The sequence below is a fragment of the Nocardia sp. CA-145437 genome (genome assembly GCF_050956485.1).
In the GTDB taxonomy this organism is placed as follows: Bacteria; Actinomycetota; Actinomycetes; order Mycobacteriales; family Mycobacteriaceae; genus Nocardia.
Genome location: NZ_CP191204.1, coordinates 1,129,729 through 1,151,293, shown reverse-complemented (window position 1 = coordinate 1,151,293; position 21,565 = coordinate 1,129,729). Strand labels below are relative to the sequence as shown.

The window sequence follows — 21,565 nt, the reverse complement described above, 5'->3', positions numbered from 1 at the left end:
ATACTGGGACAGGAAAACACATCAAGGACCTACGATGGAGGGATGTCGGAGTTGTCAAGTCACATCGGTGTGATCTCGCGTCACCGCCCCGGCCTGCGTGAGCGCAAGAAGCAGCAGACCCGGACCCGGATCATCGACGTCGCCCTGCGGTTGTGCGACGAACAGGGCTTCGACGCCACCACCGTCGAGCAGATCGCCGACGCCGCCGACGTCTCCCCGCGCACCGTGAACCGGTACTTCGAGAGCAAGGAGGCGATCGTCATCGCCCCCATCGAAGGCTGGGGACAGGCCCTCGCCGATCAGCTGCGCGCCCAGCCCGTCACCGGCGACGAGATGGAGGCGCTGCTCGGCGCGTTCCTGGCGGTCGTGGACCAGATCATCGACTCCGACACGCCCGTGCCCTTCCGCTGGTTCCAGCAGATGCAGCGCATCACCCGCGACAGCGTCGCCGTCCGCGCGCTCAGCATGGAATCGGCCGACACCAAGACCCGGGCCGTGTCCGAGGTGCTCGCCGAACGCCTGCGCCTGCCCGAGGACCACCTCACCGTGCGGCTCATCGCCACCACCTGGCACGGCATCGTGCGGGTCGGCATGGAATGCGAGTTCGACGACAGCGACGAGCTCCCGGACTGCACCACCGTCACCACCGCCCGCATGCTCGCCGACAGCGTCCAGGCGGCATTCGGCGAATTCCGGCGGGCCTGTTGCGGTGCGACAACGGTATTTCCCCCCGTAAACGGGGGAAATACCACCGAAAATGCGACAAACCCCACTGCGTAGATCGGGCCGGACGGCCGCTAGAATCCCGCATTAGGTCAAGAGCATCAGCGTTAAGGCCCCGGCTTGCTGATCGGCAACCCTCCAGCTGCGGTGGGGTGCTCCGGGTGCAGACCGGGCGTTCGAGGGCCGAACGCAAGCGCAACTAGGAGGTCTACCGAAATGTGTTGTTGTCGAAGCCCATTCGCTTCTCGATAACGTCAAACTTCCGCCATTCGGCGACCTTGTTTTTGGAGCAGAACACATGAGTGACTCGACCGCGCCCGCGGCCGTCCCCGCTGACGGCACCCTGGATCCGGCCAACTGGTCCTTCGAGACCAAGCAGATTCACGCCGGCCAGGCTCCCGATTCCGCCACCGGAGCCCGCGCCCTGCCCATCTACCAGACCACGTCCTACGCGTTCCGCGACACCGACCACGCCGCCGCGCTGTTCGGACTCGCCGAGCCGGGCAATATCTACACCCGCATCATGAACCCCACCCAGGACGCGGTGGAACAGCGCATCGCCGCCCTCGAGGGCGGTGTGGCCGCACTGCTGCTGGCCTCCGGGCAGGCCGCGGAGACCTACGCGATCCTGAATCTCGCCGAGGCCGGGGACCACATCGTGGCCAGCCCGCACCTGTACGGCGGCACCTACAACCTGCTGCACTACTCGCTGCCCAAGCTGGGCATCCAGGTCAGCTTCGTCGAGGACCCGGACGACCTCGAGCAGTGGCGCGCGGCGGTGCGCCCCAACACCAAGGCGTTCTACGGCGAGACCGTCGCCAACCCGAGCAGCTCGGTCCTCGACATTCCGGGCATCGCCGAGGTCGCGCACGCCGCCGGGGTGCCGCTCATCGTGGACAACACCGTCGCCACCCCGTACCTGATCCAGCCGCTGCGGCTGGGCGCGGACATCGTGGTGCACTCGGCCACCAAGTACCTGGGCGGGCACGGTTCCGCGGTCGCGGGCGTGATCGTCGACGGCGGCTCCTTCGACTGGACGGTGAAGAACGAGGCGGGCGAATCCCGCTTCCCCGGCTTCACCACCCCCGACCCGAGCTACCACGGCGCGGTCTTCGCCGACCTCGGCGCTCCGGCCTTCGCGCTCAAGGCCCGCGTGCAGCTGCTGCGCGACCTGGGCGCGGCGGTGTCGCCGTTCAACGCGTTCCTCATCGCGCAGGGCCTCGAGACGCTGAGCCTGCGCATCGAGCGGCATGTGGCCAACGCGCAGGCGGTGGCCGAGTTCCTCGCCGGGCAGCCCGGCGTCGAGAAGGTCTACTACGCCGGACTTCCCGCCTCGCCCTGGTTCGAGCGGGGCAAACAGCTGGCACCGAAGGGCGTGGGCGCCATCGTGTCCTTCGAGCTGGCCGGCGGCGTCGACGCGGGCAAGAAGTTCGTGGAGGCGCTGGTGCTCCATAGCCATGTCGCTAACATCGGGGATGTGCGCTCGCTCGTCATCCACCCGGCATCCACCACGCATTCCCAGCTGACCCCCGCCGAGCAGCTGGCTTCCGGTGTCACGCCTGGTCTGGTGCGGTTGGCCGTGGGCATCGAGGGCATCGGCGACATCCTGGCGGATCTGCGCGCCGGACTGACGGCGGCGGCAAGTTGACCGTGAACATCGAATCGCGAACGTCCCGGCACGCGGCGGAGCTGTTGCTGCCGCCGCCCGACGGGACGCTCGGGAGCATCGCCATCGGCGACGTGGAACTCGAGGGCGGGGCCGTGATCCCCGACGCCACGCTGGCCGTCCAGCGGTGGGGCGAACTATCGGCGAACGCGGACAACGTGGTGCTCGTGGAGCACGCGCTGACCGGCGACTCGCACGTGGTCGGCCCCGCCGACGTGCACCACAACCAGGCCGGCTGGTGGGACGGCATCGTCGGCCCCGGCGCGCCCGTGGACACCCGCGAATGGTGCGTCATCGCCACCAACGTGCTCGGCGGCTGCAAGGGCAGCACCGGCCCGTCCTCGCTGGCCCCGGACGGGAAGCCGTGGGGCACACGGTTCCCCGCGCTGTCCATCCGCGACCAGGTGACCGCCGAGGCCAAGCTGTTCGACCTGCTCGGCATCGACCGCCTGGCCGCCGTGATCGGCGGCTCCATGGGCGGGATGCGGGTGCTGGAGTGGATGATCGGCCGGCCCGAACGGGTCGGCGCGGCCCTGGTGCTGGCGGTCGGCGCGCGCGCCACCGCCGACCAGATCGGCACCCAGACCACCCAGATCGCCGCCATCAAGGCCGATCCGGACTGGCAGGGCGGCGACTACCACGGCACCGGGCGCGCGCCCATGACCGGCATGGGCATCGCCCGCCGCATCGCGCACCTGACCTACCGCACCGAGGGCGAGCTCGACCATCGTTTCGAGAACCACGGCCAGGGCGACGAGGATCCGCGCGCGGGCGGCCGCTACGCGGTGCAGAGCTACCTGGAGTACCAGGCGGACAAGCTGATCGCGCGTTTCGATCCGGCCACCTACGTGCTGCTCACCGAGGCCATGAACCGCTACGACGTGGGTCGCGGCCGCGGCGGCGTCGCGGCGGCGCTGGCCTCGACGCCGGTGCCGTGCGTGATCGGCGGGGTGGACTCGGACCGGCTCTACCCGCTGCGCACCCAGCAGGAGCTGGCCGATCTGCTGCCCGGTTCCAAGGGGCTCGAGGTCATCCACTCCAAGGACGGGCACGACGGGTTCCTGACCGAGACCGAGGCGGTCGGCAAACTCATGCTGGAGACCATGGAACTGGCCCGCGCCCAGCGCGTGTCGGGTCACTGAACCAGCGCTGCCCGAACGGCGGCGCCACCGCTGCCACTGTGCCGGTGTCGCCGCTGCCCGAATGCCGTATGTCCGCTGCCCGGCCGCTGCCACAGCCGACGGCGCGTTACGCGACGTATCGTGCCTGTTTCCAGTGAATTGTCCTGAAGCGCTTTCGGTTTCGCGCGCATGACGCCTCCGTAACCGGTGTTCCGGAATACGTGTGCAGCGGGCATATCAGCCGTAATGTATTCGCCATGACCGCCGCATTCGATGACATGGATCTCCGCGATCTCGTCGATCTGCTCTCCGAGGACGAGCAGCGTGAACTCCGCCCGGCCATACTCCGTGTCCTGCACAGACTCCCGGACCAGGAAGTGCTGCGGCGCGAACTCGGCCGCCGCATAACCTCGGTCTAGCTATCCCCCAGCGCCGCCGGTTCACCCCGGCGGCAGAACAACTCGCTCATCTTTCCAGCGCCGCGACTCCGGTCGCGGCCCCGGCCCCGCGACCCGCGAGGCCCCACGGCTCCGGCTACGTGACGCCGAGACTGCTGATGGTCGCCGCCAGCACGATGATCGCGACACCCAGCACCGTCAGCCAGACGACATCGAAACCCTTGCTGCGCACCGCGAGCAGACCCACCCGATCAGTGGGCAGTGCCAGCCGCAGCGCCGCGGCGAGCAGCGTCGCGCCGCCGAAGAAGAACGTTCCGCGCCGCCAGCGATCCCAGGCCAGGAAGACCACGGCCACCACCAGCACCGCGCCCACCAGCAGCATGGGCAGATTCTCGCGGGCGAACTCCCCCGCACGACTGCTGCGACTCTGGGGTGCGGCATGGGCTGGACTCACCGCACGAGCTTAACCGCCGCTCTGCAATGCTGGATCCCGTGTTCCATCTCGTGTTCTTCGAACCCCGCATCCCGCCCAATACCGGCAACGCCATTCGACTGGCCGCCGGCACCGGCTGCGCACTGCACCTGATCGAACCGCTCGGCTTCGACCTATCCGAGCCGAAGCTACGCCGGGCCGGGTTGGACTACCACGACCTGGCCATCGTCACCGTGCACGAGAGTCTCGCCGCCGCCTGGGAGGTCATCGCCCCCGAACGGGTCTTCGCCTTCACCGCCGCCGCGACCACCCGCAACACCGAGATCACCTACCGCGACGGCGATGTCCTGCTCTTCGGCCCCGAACCCACCGGCCTCCCCGAGGAGGTGCTCGCCGATCCGCGCGTCACCGACCAGCTCCGCATCCCCATGCTGCCCGGCCGCCGTTCCATGAACCTCTCCAACGCCGCCGCGGTCGCGGTGTACGAGGCCTGGCGGCAGATGGGATTCCCGGGCGCGGTCTGACTAGTCGTCGACCTCGAAGCGTTTGAAGCGGGAGGTCGCGCCGGCGGTGAGGCGGACCGCGGACTTGGGGACGCCGAAGTGGGCCGCCAGCAGTTCGATGGCGGCCTTGTTCGCCTTGCCCTCCACCGCCGGGGCCCGGACGTACAGCTGCAGCGCGCCGTCGTCGAGGATCTCGACGAGCGGGCCCTTCTTGCTGCCGGGTTTGATGGTCGCCCGGACCACTGTCACGCCGCTCTCCTTCCCCGCTCCTGCCACGATTCTCCCGTAGCGCCGCGACTGCCGCGGTGCCGGGGCGGCTCAGCGGAAGTCGCGGGAGCGGCCCTCGATGCGCAGGTCCATGCGTTGCAGATGGTCGGCGACGATGGTGACCGCGCCCTCCGCGTTCTGCACCCGTCCGCGGATGAGCAGGGCGGGGGCGGTGGTGGCCAGGCGGCGGTAGCGGGCCCACAGGCCGACCGAGCAGACCACGTTCACCATGCCGGTCTCGTCCTCCAGGTTGAGGAAGGTGACGCCGCCCGCGGTGGCCGGGCGCTGCCGGTGGGTGACCGCGCCGCCGACCAGCACCCGGGTCCCGTCACGAATGTCGAGGAGCCGGTCGGCGGGGACGACGCCGAGCGCGTCGAGCCGCTCGCGCAGGAATTCGGTCGGGTAGCTGCCGGGTGAGACGCCGGTGGCCCACACGTCGGCGGCGGCCAGTTCCAGCGCGCTCATGCCGGGCAGGGCGGGGGCCGCGGTGGCCGCGCCGGTGCCGGGCAGCCGGTCGGATCGTTCCCCCGCCGCCGCGCCCGCCGCCCACAGCGCCTCGCGGCGGGTGCCGCCGAGACTGTCCAGCGCGCCCGCCGTGGCCAGCGACTCGGCTTGCGGCACGGTCAGTTCCACGCGTCCGGTGAGATCCAGGAACGAGGTGTAGGGCCCGAGCTCGCGGGCGGCCACGATCTGCTCGGCCAATTCGGTCCCGATGTGCCGGACCGCGGCCAGCCCCAGCCGGATCGCCATCCCCTTCGCCTCCAGGGTCGCCTCGGCCAGGCTGTGGTTGATGTCGGGCCCGTGCACCGTCACCCCGTGCCGCCGCGCGTCGGCGACCAGCGACTGCGGCGAATAGAACCCCATCGGCTGAGCGCGCAGCAGCCCGGCGCAGAAGGCCGCCGGGTGATGCAGTTTGAACCACGCCGAATAGAACACCAGCGAGGCGAAGCTCTGCGAATGGCTTTCCGGGAACCCGAAATTCGCGAAGGCGTACACCTTCTCGTAGATGCGGTCCGCCACTTCCCCGGTGATGCCGTGCAGGTCGCGCATGCCCTGATAGAAGCGGGCCCGCAGCCGCTCCATCTTCTGCGTGGACCGTTTGGATCCCATGGCGCGGCGCAGCTCATCGGCTTCGGCGGGGGTGAATCCGGCGACGTCCACGGCCATCTGCATGAGCTGTTCCTGGAACAGCGGCACGCCGAGGGTGCGTTCCAGCGCGTTCTTCAGCGACGGATGGTCGTAGTCGGGTTTCTCCCGCCCGTTGCGGCGGCGAATGTAGGGGTGCACCGATCCGCCCTGGATCGGCCCGGGCCGGATCAGCGCCACCTCCACCACCAGGTCGTAGAAGGTGCGCGGCCGCAATCGCGGCAGGGTCGCCATCTGGGCGCGCGACTCCACCTGGAACACGCCGACCGAGTCGGCGCGGCACAGCATGTCGTAGACGGCGTCCTCGCCCAGGTCCAGCCGGTGCAGTTCGACGGTCTGGCCCTTGTGCTCGGCCACCAGGTCGATCATGTAGTGCAGCGCCGACAGCATGCCGAGTCCGAGCAGATCGAACTTGACCAGCCCGGCGGACGCGCAGTCGTCCTTGTCCCATTGCAGGACACTGCGATTCGCCATGCGCGCCCATTCGGTCGGGCACACGTCGGCGATGGGCCGATCGCAGATCACCATGCCGCCGGAGTGGATGCCCAGATGCCGGGGCAGCCCCTCCAATTCCCCGGCCAGCGCGAGCACGTCGTCCGGGATGTCGGTGTGCTGTTCCCCCGCGACCCCGCTCCAGCGGCTCACCTGTTTGCTCCAGGCGTCCTGCTGCCCGGTCGAGAAGCCCAGCGCGCGGGCGGCATCGCGCACCGCGGAGCGCCCGCGATAGGTGATCACATTGGCCACCTGCGCCGCGTACTCGCGCCCGTATTTGGCGTAGACGTGCTGAATGGCCTCCTCGCGCCGATCCGATTCGATGTCGACGTCGATGTCGGGCGGCCCGTCCCGCTCCGGCGACAGGAACCGTTCGAACAGCAGCTGGTTGGCGACCGGATCCACATTGGTGATGCCGATGGCGTAGCAGACCGCCGAATTCGCCGCCGAACCCCGGCCCTGACACAGGATGTCGTTGTCGCGGCAGAAGCTGACGATGTCGTGCACGACCAGGAAGTAGCCCGGGAAGTTCAGGGTGGCGATGACGTTCAGCTCGTGGTCGAGCTGCCGGTAGGCGGCCGCGTTCCCGGCGCGTGGGCCGTAGCGGCGGGCCGCGCCCGCGAAGGTGAGCTCCCGCAGCCACGAGTTCTCGTCGTGCCCGTCGGGCACGTCGAAGGGCGGCAGTTGCGGCGCGATCAGCCGCAGGTCGAACGCGCAGTCCCGGCCCAGCGCAACGGCATTGGGCACGGCCTGCGGGCAGGCCGCGAAGAGTCGCGCCATCTCGTCGCCGGAGCGCAGGTGCGCGCCGCCGGTGGGGGCCAGCCAGCCCGCCATGTCGTCGAGGCTGGAGCGGGCTCGCACGGCGGCCAGCGCCATGGCCCGGCGGCGGTGTGGCGGGGCCGCGAAATGCGCTCCGGTGGTGGCGATCACGGGCAGCCCGGCCCGGTCGGCGAGGGCGAGCAGCCGGGCATTGCGCTCGTCGTCCTCGGGGATGCCGTGGTGGGTGAGTTCCACGCTCACGTGGTCGCGGCCGAAGCGGTCGATCAGTTCGCGCAGTGCCGCTTCGGCTGCCGCGTCGCCCTGCCGCAGGGCCTGTCGCACAGTGCCTTTCCGGCAGCCGGTGAGGATGTGCCAGTGCCCGCCCGCGGCCTCGGTGAGCCGGTCCAGGTCGTAGCGCAGGATGCCCTTCTCCCCCGCCGCCATGTGCGCGGCGGCCATCTCCCGCGACAACCGCCGGTAGCCTTCCTGCCCGCGCGCCAGCACCAGCAGATGTGGTCCGGCCGGATCGGGGGTGCCGGTGCGGGGTTCGGAATTCAGTGCGTCCGCGTCGTTTTCGCGACCGCGTCGCCGGGCGGCCGGGCCGCGTCCGCGCGGCGCGAGATGCGCTCCGGCGCGGGCGGCGGTGCCGATGGACAGCTCGGCGCCGAAGATGGTCGGCATCCGCCATTCCCGGGCCGCTTCGGCGAACCGGACCACCCCGTAGAACCCGTCGTGGTCGGTGAGCGCGAGGGCTTCCAGTCCGAGCCGCACCGCCTCCTCCACCAGTTCCTCGGGCTGGCTGGCCCCGTCGAGGAAGCTGTAGGCGGAGTGGGTGTGCAGTTCGGCGTAGGGCACCGTGGACCGGGCGGTCCGCTCGATGTCCCCGGCCTCGTACTTCTCGCGTTTCCGCGACCAGGCCGGGCTGTCGCCGCCGTCGCCCTCGACCTGTTTGCGCGCGGGGTCGGGTCGCCCGGACAGCACCCGTTCCATCTCCGCCCACGTCGGCGGGCCGTTGCCCCAACCCATCGGCCCACCTCCTCCACAATCCGACCGGTCTCGAGTATCGAACATACATTCGAAACCGATCGGTCTCTACGGCGGCTCGCCAATCCATCGTGGCGCAGTAACTTACTTTGGAGTAAGTTCGAGGCAATTCCACCTGCAAGGGAGCAGAAATGGCCGACCAAGACACCGGTTACCTGGCCCGTCGGCGCGCCCGCCGCGATCTGACCGGCAAGCGCGTCGTGATCACCGGCGCCTCCTCGGGCATCGGACGCGCGGCCGCGCTGACCGCCGCACAGAAGGGCGCACTGGTCATCCTGCTGGCCCGCCGCGCCGACGAACTGTCCACCGTGGTGGACGAGATCACCGCCGCGGGCGGCGCCGCCTTCGGCTACCCGTGCGACGTCACCGACCAGGATTCGGTGGATCGGACGATCGAGACCGTGCTCGCCGCCCACGGCCACGTCGACATGCTGGTCAACAACGCGGGCCGCTCCATCCGCCGGGCCGTGCACCGCTCCACCGACCGCATGCACGACTTCGAACGCACCATGGCCGTCAACTACTTCGGCGCGGTCCGCATGACCCTGGGCCTGCTGCCCGGCATGCGCGAACGCAAGGACGGCCACATCGTCAACATCTCCAGCGCCGGCGTGCAGGTCGCCACCCCGCGTTTCGCCGCCTACCTGGCCAGCAAGGCCGCCCTCGACAAGTTCGCCGAGGTGACCGCCGCCGAGATGCGCTCCAGCAACATCACTTTCACCACCATCCACATGCCGCTGGTCCGCACCCCCATGATCACCCCCAGCGGCGACCAGGGCACCGGCACCCAGTCCCCGGAATGGGCCGCCGCCCTCATCGTCCGGGCCCTCACCGAACGGCCCCGCCGCATCGACGTCCCGCTCGGCACCCTCGCCGAATACGGCAACCTGGTGGCCCCCGGCATCAAGGAGCGGGTCCTGCACCGGTACTACCGAGCCATCCCGGACTCCCCCGCCGCCAAGGGCGAGACCGTGTCCGAGCCGGAGACCGCCGACGTGGAAATCGTCGTCCCGCAACGCCATCGCCGCACCGTGCCCCCGGCCGTCCGCGCCACCGGCACCGCCCTGCGCCGCGCCGCCCGCCTGGTCCCTGGAACGCACTGGTAATCGGCCGGGGGCCGAATTTCGGCTCGCGGCAATAGTTCGCACCCCCGGCGGCCGCTATTCCGGCCGGATCGATCGCTACGGGAAGTAATTCGACACCGCCGAAACAATTGCACTCACAGCGCAATACCCTGGCGGGAATTCTTGCCGCTCAGGCGAGTTGCCGGAGACGGTCCAGCACCACCGCGGTGGCGGGTTTGGGGGCCGCGCCGCAACTGGCCTGCCGCGGCGAGTAGGCGGCGGTGCGGGCGGTGACCAGCCAGCGGCGGCCGTCCCGATGCGTCACCATCGCCGCACCCGCGAACGTGGCCGGATCGGTCGGGCTTCCGGCATCGGCCGGGGCGGCCTCGACGACGAGGTCGTCGATACCGGCCGTCGGGTCGACATCGCCGGACCCGACGGTCCGACCGGTGCTGTCGCCGGTCGAGGTGACCCGGGTGAACGTAGCGTCGGCGATGCGCCGGCGGACCGCTATTTCCGCCACCTGCTCGACCGGGCCGTAGCAGCTGCGGCCGCGTAGGCCGGTGAGCGAGACCTCGCCCTTGTCGGCGGCGGCGAGCATGGCGTGCGCCGAATCCTCGTCCAGGCGGCCGTAAGTGAGACCCGTGGGCAGCACGATGACCGCCGGGGCGAAACGGTGACCGCCGGTGTGGGAGCACTCCCACACCCGCTCGGGGTGGGCGGCGGACAGGCTCGCGGCGATGGGACGGCCCAGCAGGGCGCAACACTGGTCGCGCTTACCGTGCGCGCAGACCAGCACCAGCGGATCCGTCACGGCCGCACCGATTCCCGGCGCGGGCCCGTCGACCAGACGCAGATCGATGTCCAGCAGTTCCCGCGGGTCGGTGATCTCGAGCCGCTCGCACCACGACCCCTCGGGCCGCGAACTGGCGAGCAGAACCGTTCGGACGCCGGTGAATTCCCGCCGCCCCGCCCGCCGGATCAGGGTGGGCCGCACGTGCGCCGCCTTGGTGCGCGCGGCCAGTTCGGGGGTGATGTCGGGCCCGAGCACCTGGTCGCCGATCACGTCGCGTCCCCACGCCCCGGGCTGCTCGACACACAGCCAGCCGGTGATGCGGGTCGCGCTCCCGGGTAGGGGAACCTCCAGTGCCGCGGCCGAACACGACAATCCTTCGAACCCCGTCACAGCCGTCCCTCGGTCACAGTGGCTTCCCGTCGATCAGTTTCGCGATCACCTGCTCCAGCCGCCGCTGCCGGGCCTCCGGCCGCACCGCGCTGCCCAGGTGGTAGCCGACCGAGAGGCGCGACTGCATGGGCAGGGTCTCGAAGAACACGGCCGCCTCCGGATGCCGGGCCAGCTCGTCCAGGAAATCCTCCGGCAGGTCGTGTCCGACGGCGTTGTCCCAGCGCCCGTCCGCCTTGGCCCGATCGATCTCGGCCTGCCCGGCCGGATGCACGATCCCGGCCTCGATCAGTTCGCCCGCCAACCCCACATCGCGCTGCGACCACTGGCTGCGCGGGCGGCGCGGGGTGAATCCCATGACGAGGAAATCGTCGTCGAGTTTCCTGGCCTGCCCGTCGATCCAGCCGAAGCACAGGGCCTGTCGCAGCGCGCCGTCATGGTCGAGCGAGGCGTAGGCCGAGCCCTTCTTCGCGAACTTCAGCCAAATGCCGTCCACCGCCGCGTGATTGGCCGACAGCCAGTCCCGGAACGCGGACTCGTCGGGAAACCACAGCGTGGGTCGCTCGGATGCGGACACCGTTCAACTCTAGATACCGGCAGCTAGTGCCCCAGGAAGGGGAGCACTTGGGCCTCGAAGGCGGGGTAGCGGTCGCGGTGGATGCTGTGCCCGCAGTCGAAGGCGCGGACGGTGCAGTCGGCGAGGCTGGTGCGTAACTGTTCGAGCTTGTCGGGGTCGACCATGCCGCCGGGGCCGCCGCGCAGGAACAGGGTGGGCGCGGTGATGTCGGACAGCCCGTCCCACCATTCCGGGTAGGGCTTGCGGAACTGTTCGAGCGCGTCGCCGGTCATGGATCGGTCGAAGGCCAGCACCGCGCGCGGGTGCCGCAGCAGGCTGGTGGTGGCGTGCCACAGTTCGGGGATCGACGGCAGCCTGCGGGTGAAGCTCACCTGTTCGTCGCCGGAGCGCAGCGGCAGCGGCTGTTCCTCGATCACCAGGCGCCGGACCAGTTCCGGGCGTTGCATGGCCACCCAGGAGATGGCGTAGCCGCCGAGCGAATGCCCGACCAGGTCGACGGCGTCGAGGCCGATCCGGTCGCACAGCGCGAGGATGTCGGCGCCGAATTCCTCGAACCGGTAGGACGCGGTGTGCGCGCTGCGCCCGTGCCCGCGCAGGTCCGGAATGATCACCCGGCGGCCGCGGCGCACCAGCTGGGTCGCGAACCGATCCCAGGTGTGCCCGTCGCCGCCCATGCCGTGCACGAGGACCACCGGCGTGTCGCTGTAGAGATGTCCGCCCGTGGCGCCGGAATCGCGATAGGCGATCGACACGTCATCGAACTCGACCCGGGTGACCGTTGACTCCACGATTGTCCAGAGTACGGATCGCTGGGTGGTCGCCGCCGCAATTTGTGCGCTCCGCCATATCGAATACAGATACGGTTGCCTATTCATTCACTTGACGAATGAATGCGGAACTGCGCAGGTCCAGGCGTGATACCAAGCGTTTTGGCCTGTGAAATAGATCACTTTCACATTTTTCGGTAATCGGTCAGCCCTGACGGTAGCGTGATCCCCGATTTAGCAATACTTGTTTGTCGGGGAAATATGGTTCTCAATGCTGCCGCCCCCGCGGTCGAACTCGATGAACCGAGCCCGCCGCGGCCGACCTTCGCTACCGCCTGGGTCCTCCTACTAGCCGCGCTCTGCGGGACCTTTCTCGCCGTCCCGACACTGCGCTACGACTTCTTCGGTGACGAACTGTATTTCATCGCCGCCGGAGCCCACCGCAGTCTCACCTACGCCGACCAAGGCGTCCTGATCCCACTGGTCGCCCACCTGGCCGACGCCGTCGCCCCCGGCTCCGCGCCGATGCTCCGATTACCCGCGGTCCTGATGACCGCCGCCGCCGTCGTGATCAGCGCCGCGGTCGCCTACGAGCTCGGCGGCTCCCGGACCGCCCAACTGATCGCGGCCGCCGCCTACGGCATCTCCCCGCTCGCCGCCACCCAGGCCGTGCAGCTGAGCACCTTCTCCTTCGACGCCACCCTGCAGGCCGCCATCATCTGGCTGCTCATCCGCTGGATCCGCACCCGCGACGACCGGCTGCTCATCGCGGTCGGCGTGGTCGCCGCCGTCGACCTCCAGGTCAAGTGGTTCATCCCCACCATCCTGCTCACCCTGGCCGCGGGCATCATCGTCGCCGGACCGCGGGAACTGCTGTGGCGGCGCGGACTCTGGATCGGCGCGAGCATCTTCGCCGCCTCCGCCCTGCCCGGCCTGTGGTGGCAGAACCAGCACGGCTGGCCCGCGCTGGCCATGAGCAAGGTGATCGGCGCCGAACAGGACGCCGCCGGCGGCGGACCGCTGGCCTGCCTGCCGCAGATGATCGGACTGGCCGGACTGCTCGGCGGCCTGCTCGCGGGCTGGGCGTTCTGGAGCCTGGCCCGGGAACGCTGGCTGCGGCCCTACATGTTCATGCTCGTCTCCTCCGGCCTGCTGGTGGCCGTGGTGCTGTTCGGGCACGGGCGGCCGTACTACACCGCCGGATTCCTGCCGGTGCTGTTCGGCATCGGCGCGGTCGCGCTGCCCTACTACCGCGGCGAGCGCGGCAACCGGGTGCTGCGGGTGGTCGCGCTGCCGGTCATCGGGTTGTCGCTGGTGATCATCGCGGCGCTGGTGGCCGCCCTGCCGCAGCCGCCGTCGCGGGTGCACACCGCCATCCGCACCCAGGCCGACTTCGCCATGCGGACCAGCATCTACGGCTACTCGGGCTGGTCCGAGCTGACCGCCAAGGTCGCCGACGCCTACCGGCAGCTGCCCGAATCCGAGCGACCCACAGCGATCGTCGCCCAGAACTATTGGCAGGCCGCCGCCCTCCAGAACTTCGGCCGCGACTACGGCCTGCCGCCCGTCTACAGCCCCAACCGCGGCTTCGGCTACTTCGGCCCGCCGCCCAGCGACATCGGCGCGGTGCTCTACGTCGGCCTCGACAGCACCGAACCCACCCTGCGCCGCCAGTTCGGCAATGTCCAGGTCCTCGACCACCTCGACAACCCCAACGGGTTCCCCGGCGTGAACACCGGCATCGCCATCGCGGTCTGCCGCGGCCCGCTGCACCCCTGGCCGGAACTCTGGCCGGACATGATGGATCTGCACCTGCCGCTCGGCATCTGAGACCGCTACTCGTACAACCCCTCCACGTGCCAGACATTGTCGTAGCCGATCAGCAGGAGCGCGCGCAGCCGTGCGGCGTCCTCCGCGTCCAGCTGCACCTGGGCACGCGCGGCGAAACCGTCCTCGAACCGGTGCGTCCACCACCGGTCGTCCACCGGCCACGGTCCCGCCCAGCCCGACAGCCGCCACGAACTACTGCCCCAGTGCAACTGGACCGGATCGGCCGTGAACATGCCACGATCACTGACCCAGACCGGCGACCCGTCGGCGCCCTCCAGCCGCACCTCCGGATGATGCGTGAGCACCAGCGCCGGAGCGGGCTCGGGCAACCGTCCCGGCCACGGCTGCGCCGGATCGTTCGCCGGCACCGGCTCGTCCCCGAGCGTCACCATGGTGATCCGCTCCTCCGGCCCCCGCCCGCCACTGAGCACCCCCATCCGCACCGCGTCCCCGCCCAGCAGCCCCTGCACCCGGATCAACGCCCGCCGCGCCCGCTCCTCGCCCTCCCCGACCCCACCCCACAGCCCGAGTTGCAGAGCTCCCGCCGACACGACTTCGACAGGTTCCAGCCGCAGCAGCACGATGGCCGCGTCCACCCCGGAATCCCACTCCTCGATCGGATCCGGCTCATACGCATCGGCCTTCGCACCGCCCGGCCGACGCGCACCATGATCGCCCCGATAGACGGTGCGTCCGTCTCGCTGCGTGCCGCGCCCGTCTCCGCGCCCGGCACGACCGCCCCGGTTCGCGGCACGGCCATCGCCACGCACGCCACAGTCATCCCGATGCGCGGCACGGCCATCGCCACGCACGCCACAGTCATCCCGATGCGCGGCACGGTAGGCGCGGGCGCGGTCCAGGGCGCGGCGGGTGAGCCAGCCGTCGAGCTGCCAGCGGATGCGGTCGGCGGTGCTGTCGGGGGTGAGGGGTTCGGCGCAGCGCCAGATGCGTGAGAACTCCTCGCCCGCCTCGGTTTCGGCGTGGATCACCAGGCGGGTGCAGGCCACCGCGGCCGCGGCGAGTTTGGTGTGCAGTTCGGCGGCGAGCATGCGGCCCGCGAAGGCCGCCATGTCGACGCGTTCGATCGGCGGGTCGCAGCGCTGTTCCACGGTGAGGTCGGCGGCGGGCAGGCGGGCCGCGGGCGGGCGCTCCGGCAGCGCGCGGGCACATCGGTGCGCGACGATCGCGTCCGCCCCGAACCGCGACGCCACCTCGGCGGGCGTGAGCGCCGCGAAGTCGCCGATCCGCCGCAGCCCCAGCCGGTGCAGCAGATCCACCAGCTCGACCCGCTGCGGCGCGGCCAGCACCGGTTCCCCCGCCAACTCCGAGATCGGCATGGGCGCAAGGAATTCCGTCCCCTTGCCGGACGGCACCAGGGTGGCGCGGCGGGCGGCGAAGACCGCGGTGGACAACTCGTCGGCAATGCCGATCTGGCATTCCACCCCGACCGCCGCCACCGCGTCGACCAGTCGTTCGGCCGCGGCCTCCTCCGATCCGAAGAACCGCGCCGCCCCGCGCGCCGACAGCGCCAGCATGCCCGGCCGCAGCACCTCGACGCCGGGCACCGTCGCGTCCACGGCCGTCACCACGGGCTCGAACAGCCGCGCGTCCCGATCCGGATCGTCCTGCGCCACCAGCAGTTCCGGGCATCGGCCCTGCGCCTCCCGTTTCCGCAGCCCGCGCCGGATCCCCTCGGCCCGCGCGGTGGCAGTGCACGCGATCACCCGATTGGCCGCGAGCACCGCCACCGGCCGGGTGGCCTCCGTCCCCGCCTCGGCGGCGGCCGCCACCGCGGGCCAGTCCGGGCACCACACCACCAGCACCCGCCGCGGCTTCACGACCTGTCCCCTCTCCCGGCACGACCACGTAATCCAGAACTCTTGTCACGCAGAGCACTTTCACGCAAGGCACTCCTGCCACGTGACGAGTCCTTGCCACGCGAGACACTCTTGCCACGCGGCGAGCCCTTGCCACGCGAGACACTCTCACCGCGTGACGAGTCCTTGCCACGCGGCGAACCCTTGCCACGCAGGAAGTTCTTGCCACACAGCGGGCTCCGGCCGTGCGGGGAGCCGGGGCCCTCAGGGCGCGACATGGCAGTTCCTCGCGGTCCGGTCAGGACGCGGCATGGCGGGCGATGCGCAGCGGCGGCTCGGCCGGGGCGGCGGGGTCGGCGGTGGAGACCCATTCGACGCGGCCGCCGGCGGGGCTGAGGGACAGGTGGCCGAGGCGGGGTTGGGCGGAGCGGCCGCGCACGGAGACGTCGAGGCGGACGGTGCGCAACCGGCCGCAGCCCCGGCCCAGTCCGCTGTATCCGGCGACCCGGGTGTCGATGTGCAGCGCGGGCCCCGACCAGGAGCCGTTGGTCACCATCAGCGTGGAGTTCTTGCCGCGGGCGCGGGCGGCCAGGACGCGGGCGCGGGACATCGGCACCGCCAGCCCGTTCAGCCCGAGAACCACCAGGTCCAGGCCATCGAGCAATACCGAGGCAACTTCGAGGGGATCGGGACCGGGATCGGAGACCACGGCCAGCCGGTCCAGTCGCGCTCCCATCTCGGCGGCGGCCAGCAGGCCCAGCCGCGGCAGCCCGACCACGGCGGCATGCCCGCCGGCGCTCGTCACCGCGGCCAGCAGCCCGGAGATCAGCGAGCCGGCGCCGTTGTAGACGACCACCGACCCCTTGGCCAATCCGCCGTCGGGCAAAAGGTTTTCGAGTGCCGCGGGCACCGGCAACGGCTCCCGCCGCGGCTCCGGCGCCATCGGTACGCGCGCCGTGGCCTCGGCGCCGCGCGCCGGGACCGCGGCCATTCGCCGCCGCAACTCCGCCAGCTGTTCCCGCCTGGCTTCCGCCGCCGCACCCATCCAGTGACCACCTCTCCCAGTCGACGGGCTAGCACCGATCCAGCTACCTGACATAATCGAACTCATGTTCGATCAATGCACAGTAGAACTCGAGTCCCGGGACGCGTCAAGAGTCAGTGGCCCCCACCACGGCCGCACAACCTGTGCGACCCCTCCCCGCCCGCCGCCCGGCCCGGCGGCAACCGGCTGCCCAGAAGGGAGTGCGGGCGGGTCACGTGTCGTTTCGTCCGGAAGATCCCCGGACCTCCGAGAATCTCCCACCGCTCCCCCATGACCGGAGGGCGTGCGAAACACGGTGTGTCCGTATAGGTCTGGAAAGGAATCCGCGAGACCGCGCCGCAAGACCCAGCAAACCCCGGGTTTCGAACCAGGCCAGTCAGGATGGTTTTCCGCTACCCTGCACCCGTGACCGAACGCGCTCGTCCCATTGTCGGCCCCGATTATCTGGTGGCCGGTCGCTACCGTCTGCAATCCAAGCTCGGCGGCGGCGGCATGGGTGCCGTCTGGCTGGCGACCGATCGCCTGCTGCACCGCGATGTCGCCATCAAGCAGGTCCTCACCACGCAGGGCCTGAGCGAGGACGAGGCGCGCGAGGTCCGCAGCCGGATCATGCACGAGGGCCGGGTCGCGGCCAAGCTGTCGCACGAGCACGCCATCGCCGTCTACGACGTGGTGCTCGAGGCCGGTGAGCCCTGGCTGGTCATGGAGTACCTGCCCTCGCGCAGTGTCGCCAAAGCCCTTGCGCTGGTGGATCAGTTGTCCCCGATCGAGGTGGCGCAGATCGGCGCGCAGGTGGCCGACGCGCTCGCGGCCGCGCACGTCGCGGGCATCGTGCACCGCGACATCAAGCCCGGCAATATCCTGGTCGCCGACCGCGGCGACGAGGTCGGCATGGTCAAGCTCTCCGACTTCGGCATCTCCAGCGGCGCCAACGACACCAGCGAGGAGATCGGCGACGTCATCACCGGCACCCCCGCCTATCTGCCGCCGGAGGTCGCCCGCGGCGCCCGCCCCACCACCGCCAGCGACGTATTCTCGCTCGGCGCAACGCTGTACACCGCCATCGAGGGTCAGCCGCCCTACGGTTTCGACGAGGACAGCAATGTCATCGTGGAGCGTGCCGCCATGGCTCAGATCACCCCGCCCGCCCGCAGCGGCCCGCTCACCGAGGTCCTGCTGCACATGATGGAGCCCGCCCCGCAGCGCCGTCCCACCATGACCGAGGCCCGCAACGAGATCCTCACCGCCGCTTTCGGTCCCGGCACCGCGCCCTACATCCTGAACGCGCCGGTCCGCACCGAGGACGGGACGATTCCGGCGTGGGCGGCCCGCAATTCCGCGGCCGGACTGCGCAGCCCCAACTCCAGCCCGCTGCCGCGCCCGCAGCGCACCACCCCCGCGGCCCCGGTCGCGGCGCAGCCCAAGCCGAAGGGCTTCGAGTTCGATTTCAGCAAGCTGGGCCCGAACGCGGGCCCGCTGGCGGTGGCGATCGGCCTGCTCATCGGCCTGCTGATCATCATCGTCGTCGTGATTGCGCTCTAACCGCCTCCGCGCGACGGCCGAACCGACTTCGGACGTCCCCCGAGGAGTTACCCTCGACGCACGAAATCAGTTGTCACCCCGGATATCTCAATCGATCCGGCGGCGGTGCGCCCACCTGGTCAGGGCGTTCCGGTTCGACTGCTGGGTCTTGCGCAGCACGTTCGAGGCGTGCGTCTCCACCGTCTTCACCGAGATGAACAGCGTTTCGGCGATCTCGCGATAGGTGTAGCCGCGCGCCAGCAGCCGCAGCACCTCGAGTTCGCGCGGGGTCAGCGAATCCAGTTCCGGATCCAGCGGCGGTTCGGGCACCTGCGACTTGCCGGTGAACGAGTCCAGCACGAACCCGGCCAGTCGCGGCGAGAACACCGCGTCCCCGCCCGACACCCGGCGGATGCCGTCGGCCAGTTCCGGCCCGGAGATGGTCTTGGTGACGTATCCGCGCGCGCCCGCCCGGATCACCGCGATCACGTCCTCGGCCGCGTCGGACACGCTGAGCGCCAGGCACACCGGCCCGGCGTCGATGCCCTGCAGCACCGCGACCCCGCCGCCGTCGGGCATGTGCACGTCGAGCAGCACCACGTCCGGCGCGGTCGCCTTGATCCCGGCGATGGCCTCGCCGACGCCGCCCGCCTCGCCGACCACCTCCATATCGGATTCGCGGCTCAGCTCCGCCCGCACCCCGGACCGGAACACCGCATGGTCGTCGACCAGAAAGACCCGGACGCTCACCTAGTTCTCCTCACCTGACGAACCCTGCCCCCATCGGTACCACAATCCCCAGCCCGCGGCCCGCCCACGACTCATGTTCATGGCCGCCCCGGAACTCACAGCTGCGCGGCGTCTTCCGGACTGTCGGTCTGCACCACCAGCCGCTCGTCGCCGCCGTCCTTGCGCGGCATGAAGATTCGTACCTCGGTGCCGTTGCCGGGCGACGACTTGATCTCCACGTGCCCGCCGCGCCGGTCGATGCGGGCGTGAATGGACTTGGCCACGCCTTGACGGTCCTTGGACACCGCGTCCGGGTCGAAGCCCTTGCCGCGGTCGCGCACGAAGACACTCACCTGATGCGGCTCCACTTCGGCGTACAGGTCGATGGTCGGCACCCCCGCATGCTTGGCGGCATTGACCAGCGCCTCCCGGCTGGCCCCCAGTACCGCGGTGAAATGCTCCTTGGGCAAACCGATTCCGCTGTCGTCGAGATCCATCGACACATCGCCCACGGTGACCGGGGTGACCTTCACCCCGTGCTGGTCCTCCACCTCGCCCGCGATGGTGCGCAGCGCCGCGGCCAGGCTCGACTGCGCGGGCCCGGCGTCCTCGAACAGCCACTTGCGTAGCTCGCGTTCCTGACTGCGGGCCAGCCGCACCACTTCCTGCGGATCGTCGGCCTGACGCTGGATCAGGGCCAGCGTCTGCAGCACCGAATCGTGCAGATGCGAGGCGATCTCCTCGCGTTCGTCATTGCGGATCCGCGCCGCGCGTTCGGAATTCAGCGCCCGCACCATGCGCAGCCACAGCGGCACGGTCAGCAATCCGGCGCCCACCAGGGTCACCGCCACCGCCAGCAGCGCCGACCCGAGCGAGCTGAGATTGATCCGCCCCAGCACCACCACCCCGAGCCCCACCACGATGAGCGTGGCCCCGCCGACGATGCGCGCCCACGTCACCACCGACGGTTTGGCGGGCAGCCCGATGACCGATCTCGGTCCGTCCGCATCGAATTCGCGCCACACCAGCGCCGCGCCGACCGCCACCACGATGATCGGCCCCACCACGTGCGCGGCCGTCCCGTTGAACAACCACGCGGTCGATACCGACAGCGCCATGCCGAGCAGCGCCATACCGATGGCCTGCCGCCGTTCGGAACCGGTCGGCGGGGCCGCGTCGGCGCCCGCGGGCGTGAAGATCCACAACATGCCGTAGGCGACGATCCCGGCCCCGGCGAGCGCGGACAGCAGCACGAACGCCATCCGCACCTTGAAGACGTCGATCCCCAGGTGATCCGAGAGCCCGCCCGCGACCCCGCCGACCACGCGCCCACCCGTGCGCCGCACCAGCTTGGGCTGGGTCGCCACGGTGGCGGCCCCGCGGGCAGGGTCGTACAAGGGCGCGGACGGATACATGCCTTCGATACTGGCACGGGTATCCGACACCCGGCATCGGGAAACACCCCGATTCGACCCCTGAGCCGCCGAATTGTCCGGACCGGACGAAAAATGGGCGCTGACCTGGCCTGTATCCGATTCGGCCCGATGTGTCGGGGGTGCCGGGCGGATGATCGTTCCCCGCCGGACCGGATAATCGCCTTCCCGCGTCCGAACTGCGTTTTCACACCCTGACCGGGCGAATCTCTCAGCCCTGCCACACCCCGTCTCCCTACCTTTTCTCTCAGCGGCGCATCGAGCTCCGCATCGAGAGTCGGGGAGGACTCACATGATCACCAAGACCGCTATCGCCGGTGCCGTCACCACCGTGGGCCTGCTCTGCGGCGCGCCGGCCGCGGCCATCGCCCACGCCGAGGGGGGCCTCGCACCGCACGAGAAGACGACCGTCGCGCCGAACGGGCTGGCGGTCACGGTGGGGCACCGGGATCACGCGGCCCACCCGGTCGCGCCGATGAACGGGATGCCGACCAGTCGGGAGGTCTACCTGGACAACACGTCCTACGGGAAGGTCAGCGGCGGGACCGGCAAGATCCGCACCGGATACTTCGTCGCCTGCGCGGTGGACCTGGACGTGAAATTCACCATCGGGGCCAATGCCGGCGTCGATCTACGCGCCGACCTCGGGGTGTCGGCGGGCTTGGAGATGGTGACGCCGACCGCGAGCGTCGACATCGTGCCCGAGATCGGCGCCAGCATCGGCGTCACTCTGGGCATCACGCCCGGCAAGATCACCGATGTCAAACTCGGTGAGAAGCAACTGCCCGCGGGCGACACCGGCTACATCGTCGACCGCGACTACCAGCTGCGGGTGGACGGCTGCGGCGGACCGCTGACCGTGCAGGCGTACACCATCATCGAGGCGACCTCCCCGGGAGCGGACGCCGCGGACTGGGTCGTCGGCGACCCGATCACGCTGTGATCCGCCCGGAACGGCGGCGCGGAACCCCGCGTCGCCGTTTCGGCATTCCCGTTCCGCGGCAGTTACATTGGCGTCATGCTCGCGGGGGACGGACGGCAGGACAG

The 21,565-nt window shown here is 70.3% G+C and carries 19 protein-coding genes and 1 riboswitch; of the genes, 9 read left to right on the top strand and 10 right to left on the bottom strand.

Going from position 1 to position 21,565, the window contains the following annotated elements; translation table 11 throughout:
- Positions 1 to 42: 42 nt before the first annotated feature.
- From ACQPYY_RS05005 to ACQPYY_RS04990, 4 genes are all read left to right on the top strand, one after another.
- Entirely contained in the window at positions 43 to 780 is a 738-nt protein-coding gene (locus tag ACQPYY_RS05005) for a TetR/AcrR family transcriptional regulator (RefSeq protein WP_433592902.1), read from the top strand.
- A 33-nt stretch (positions 781 to 813) separates the two neighbouring features.
- Positions 814 to 925, top strand: a riboswitch (SAM riboswitch).
- Between the two features lie 96 nt (positions 926 to 1,021).
- On the top strand, positions 1,022 to 2,371 hold the full coding sequence (locus ACQPYY_RS05000) for a bifunctional o-acetylhomoserine/o-acetylserine sulfhydrylase (protein WP_379105365.1): 1,350 nt from the start codon (positions 1,022 to 1,024) through the stop codon (positions 2,369 to 2,371).
- Positions 2,368 to 3,531: a homoserine O-acetyltransferase MetX gene (gene metX, locus ACQPYY_RS04995; RefSeq protein ID WP_433592901.1), complete on the top strand. Its 1,164-nt coding sequence runs from the start codon at positions 2,368 to 2,370 to the stop codon at positions 3,529 to 3,531. Before ACQPYY_RS05000 ends, metX begins: the two co-directional genes overlap by 4 nt.
- A 236-nt stretch (positions 3,532 to 3,767) precedes the next feature.
- Positions 3,768 to 3,929, top strand: coding sequence for a hypothetical protein (locus tag ACQPYY_RS04990; RefSeq protein WP_167659831.1), 162 nt, complete (start codon positions 3,768 to 3,770; stop codon positions 3,927 to 3,929).
- Positions 3,930 to 4,044: 115 nt separating this feature from the next.
- On the opposite strand, the gene ACQPYY_RS04985 is transcribed toward ACQPYY_RS04990, so the two are convergent.
- Positions 4,045 to 4,290: a DUF3017 domain-containing protein gene (locus tag ACQPYY_RS04985; RefSeq protein ID WP_357282389.1), complete on the bottom strand. Its 246-nt coding sequence runs from the start codon at positions 4,288 to 4,290 to the stop codon at positions 4,045 to 4,047.
- A gap of 110 nt (positions 4,291 to 4,400) precedes the next feature.
- Between ACQPYY_RS04985 and ACQPYY_RS04980 the strand changes: the two genes are divergently transcribed.
- Entirely contained in the window at positions 4,401 to 4,865 is a 465-nt protein-coding gene (locus tag ACQPYY_RS04980; protein WP_433592900.1) for a tRNA (cytidine(34)-2'-O)-methyltransferase, read from the top strand.
- Here ACQPYY_RS04980 and ACQPYY_RS04975 read toward each other — a convergent pair whose 3' ends face one another.
- Both ACQPYY_RS04975 and ACQPYY_RS04970 read right to left on the bottom strand, forming a co-directional pair.
- Positions 4,866 to 5,093 carry a DUF167 domain-containing protein gene (locus ACQPYY_RS04975; protein WP_379105358.1) on the bottom strand — a complete coding sequence of 76 codons (228 nt, stop codon included), beginning with the start codon at positions 5,091 to 5,093 and terminating at the stop codon, positions 4,866 to 4,868.
- A gap of 69 nt (positions 5,094 to 5,162) precedes the next feature.
- Complete coding sequence (locus tag ACQPYY_RS04970; RefSeq protein ID WP_379105356.1) at positions 5,163 to 8,534, bottom strand: error-prone DNA polymerase; 3,372 nt, start codon at positions 8,532 to 8,534, stop codon at positions 5,163 to 5,165.
- A 149-nt stretch (positions 8,535 to 8,683) separates the two neighbouring features.
- On the opposite strand from ACQPYY_RS04970, the gene ACQPYY_RS04965 reads away from it, so the two are divergent.
- On the top strand, positions 8,684 to 9,658 hold the full coding sequence (locus ACQPYY_RS04965) for an SDR family NAD(P)-dependent oxidoreductase (protein WP_433592899.1): 975 nt from the start codon (positions 8,684 to 8,686) through the stop codon (positions 9,656 to 9,658).
- Between the two features lie 148 nt (positions 9,659 to 9,806).
- Here the strand turns inward: ACQPYY_RS04965 and ACQPYY_RS04960 are convergent, their stop codons facing one another.
- Genes ACQPYY_RS04960 through ACQPYY_RS04950 form a run of 3 tightly spaced genes read right to left on the bottom strand, consistent with a single transcriptional unit; the run spans position 9,807 to position 12,164 of the window.
- Positions 9,807 to 10,802 carry a sucrase ferredoxin gene (locus ACQPYY_RS04960; RefSeq protein ID WP_433592898.1) on the bottom strand — a complete coding sequence of 332 codons (996 nt, stop codon included), beginning with the start codon at positions 10,800 to 10,802 and terminating at the stop codon, positions 9,807 to 9,809.
- Positions 10,803 to 10,815: 13 nt separating this feature from the next.
- Positions 10,816 to 11,376, bottom strand: a complete 561-nt coding sequence (locus tag ACQPYY_RS04955) for a YdeI/OmpD-associated family protein (protein WP_433592897.1) — start codon at positions 11,374 to 11,376, stop codon at positions 10,816 to 10,818.
- A 23-nt stretch (positions 11,377 to 11,399) separates the two neighbouring features.
- On the bottom strand, positions 11,400 to 12,164 hold the full coding sequence (locus ACQPYY_RS04950) for an alpha/beta fold hydrolase (protein ID WP_433592896.1): 765 nt from the start codon (positions 12,162 to 12,164) through the stop codon (positions 11,400 to 11,402).
- Positions 12,165 to 12,404: 240 nt separating this feature from the next.
- Here ACQPYY_RS04950 and ACQPYY_RS04945 point away from each other — a divergent pair, with 240 nt between their 5' ends.
- The gene (locus tag ACQPYY_RS04945) at positions 12,405 to 13,973 is read left to right on the top strand and encodes an ArnT family glycosyltransferase (RefSeq protein WP_379105346.1); all 1,569 of its coding nucleotides are present in this window, start codon (positions 12,405 to 12,407) and stop codon (positions 13,971 to 13,973) included.
- 5 nt (positions 13,974 to 13,978) lie between these two features.
- On the opposite strand, the gene ACQPYY_RS04940 is transcribed toward ACQPYY_RS04945, so the two are convergent.
- Both ACQPYY_RS04940 and ACQPYY_RS04935 read right to left on the bottom strand, forming a co-directional pair.
- Positions 13,979 to 15,811, bottom strand: a complete 1,833-nt coding sequence (locus ACQPYY_RS04940) for a DNA polymerase Y family protein (RefSeq protein ID WP_433592895.1) — start codon at positions 15,809 to 15,811, stop codon at positions 13,979 to 13,981.
- A gap of 277 nt (positions 15,812 to 16,088) precedes the next feature.
- The gene (locus ACQPYY_RS04935; protein ID WP_433592894.1) at positions 16,089 to 16,835 is read right to left on the bottom strand and encodes a hypothetical protein; all 747 of its coding nucleotides are present in this window, start codon (positions 16,833 to 16,835) and stop codon (positions 16,089 to 16,091) included.
- A gap of 405 nt (positions 16,836 to 17,240) precedes the next feature.
- Between ACQPYY_RS04935 and ACQPYY_RS04930 the strand changes: the two genes are divergently transcribed.
- Positions 17,241 to 18,377, top strand: a complete 1,137-nt coding sequence (locus ACQPYY_RS04930; RefSeq protein ID WP_379105340.1) for a serine/threonine-protein kinase — start codon at positions 17,241 to 17,243, stop codon at positions 18,375 to 18,377.
- Between the two features lie 87 nt (positions 18,378 to 18,464).
- Here the strand turns inward: ACQPYY_RS04930 and ACQPYY_RS04925 are convergent, their stop codons facing one another.
- Both ACQPYY_RS04925 and ACQPYY_RS04920 read right to left on the bottom strand, forming a co-directional pair.
- Positions 18,465 to 19,106, bottom strand: coding sequence for a response regulator (locus ACQPYY_RS04925; protein ID WP_213557894.1), 642 nt, complete (start codon positions 19,104 to 19,106; stop codon positions 18,465 to 18,467).
- Positions 19,107 to 19,201: 95 nt separating this feature from the next.
- Positions 19,202 to 20,500 carry an ATP-binding protein gene (locus tag ACQPYY_RS04920; RefSeq protein ID WP_357282242.1) on the bottom strand — a complete coding sequence of 433 codons (1,299 nt, stop codon included), beginning with the start codon at positions 20,498 to 20,500 and terminating at the stop codon, positions 19,202 to 19,204.
- A 310-nt stretch (positions 20,501 to 20,810) separates the two neighbouring features.
- Between ACQPYY_RS04920 and ACQPYY_RS04915 the strand changes: the two genes are divergently transcribed.
- Positions 20,811 to 21,461 (top strand): MspA family porin, encoded by a 651-nt coding sequence (locus ACQPYY_RS04915; protein WP_433592893.1) that lies wholly within the window; start codon positions 20,811 to 20,813, stop codon positions 21,459 to 21,461.
- Positions 21,462 to 21,565 lie beyond the last annotated feature (104 nt).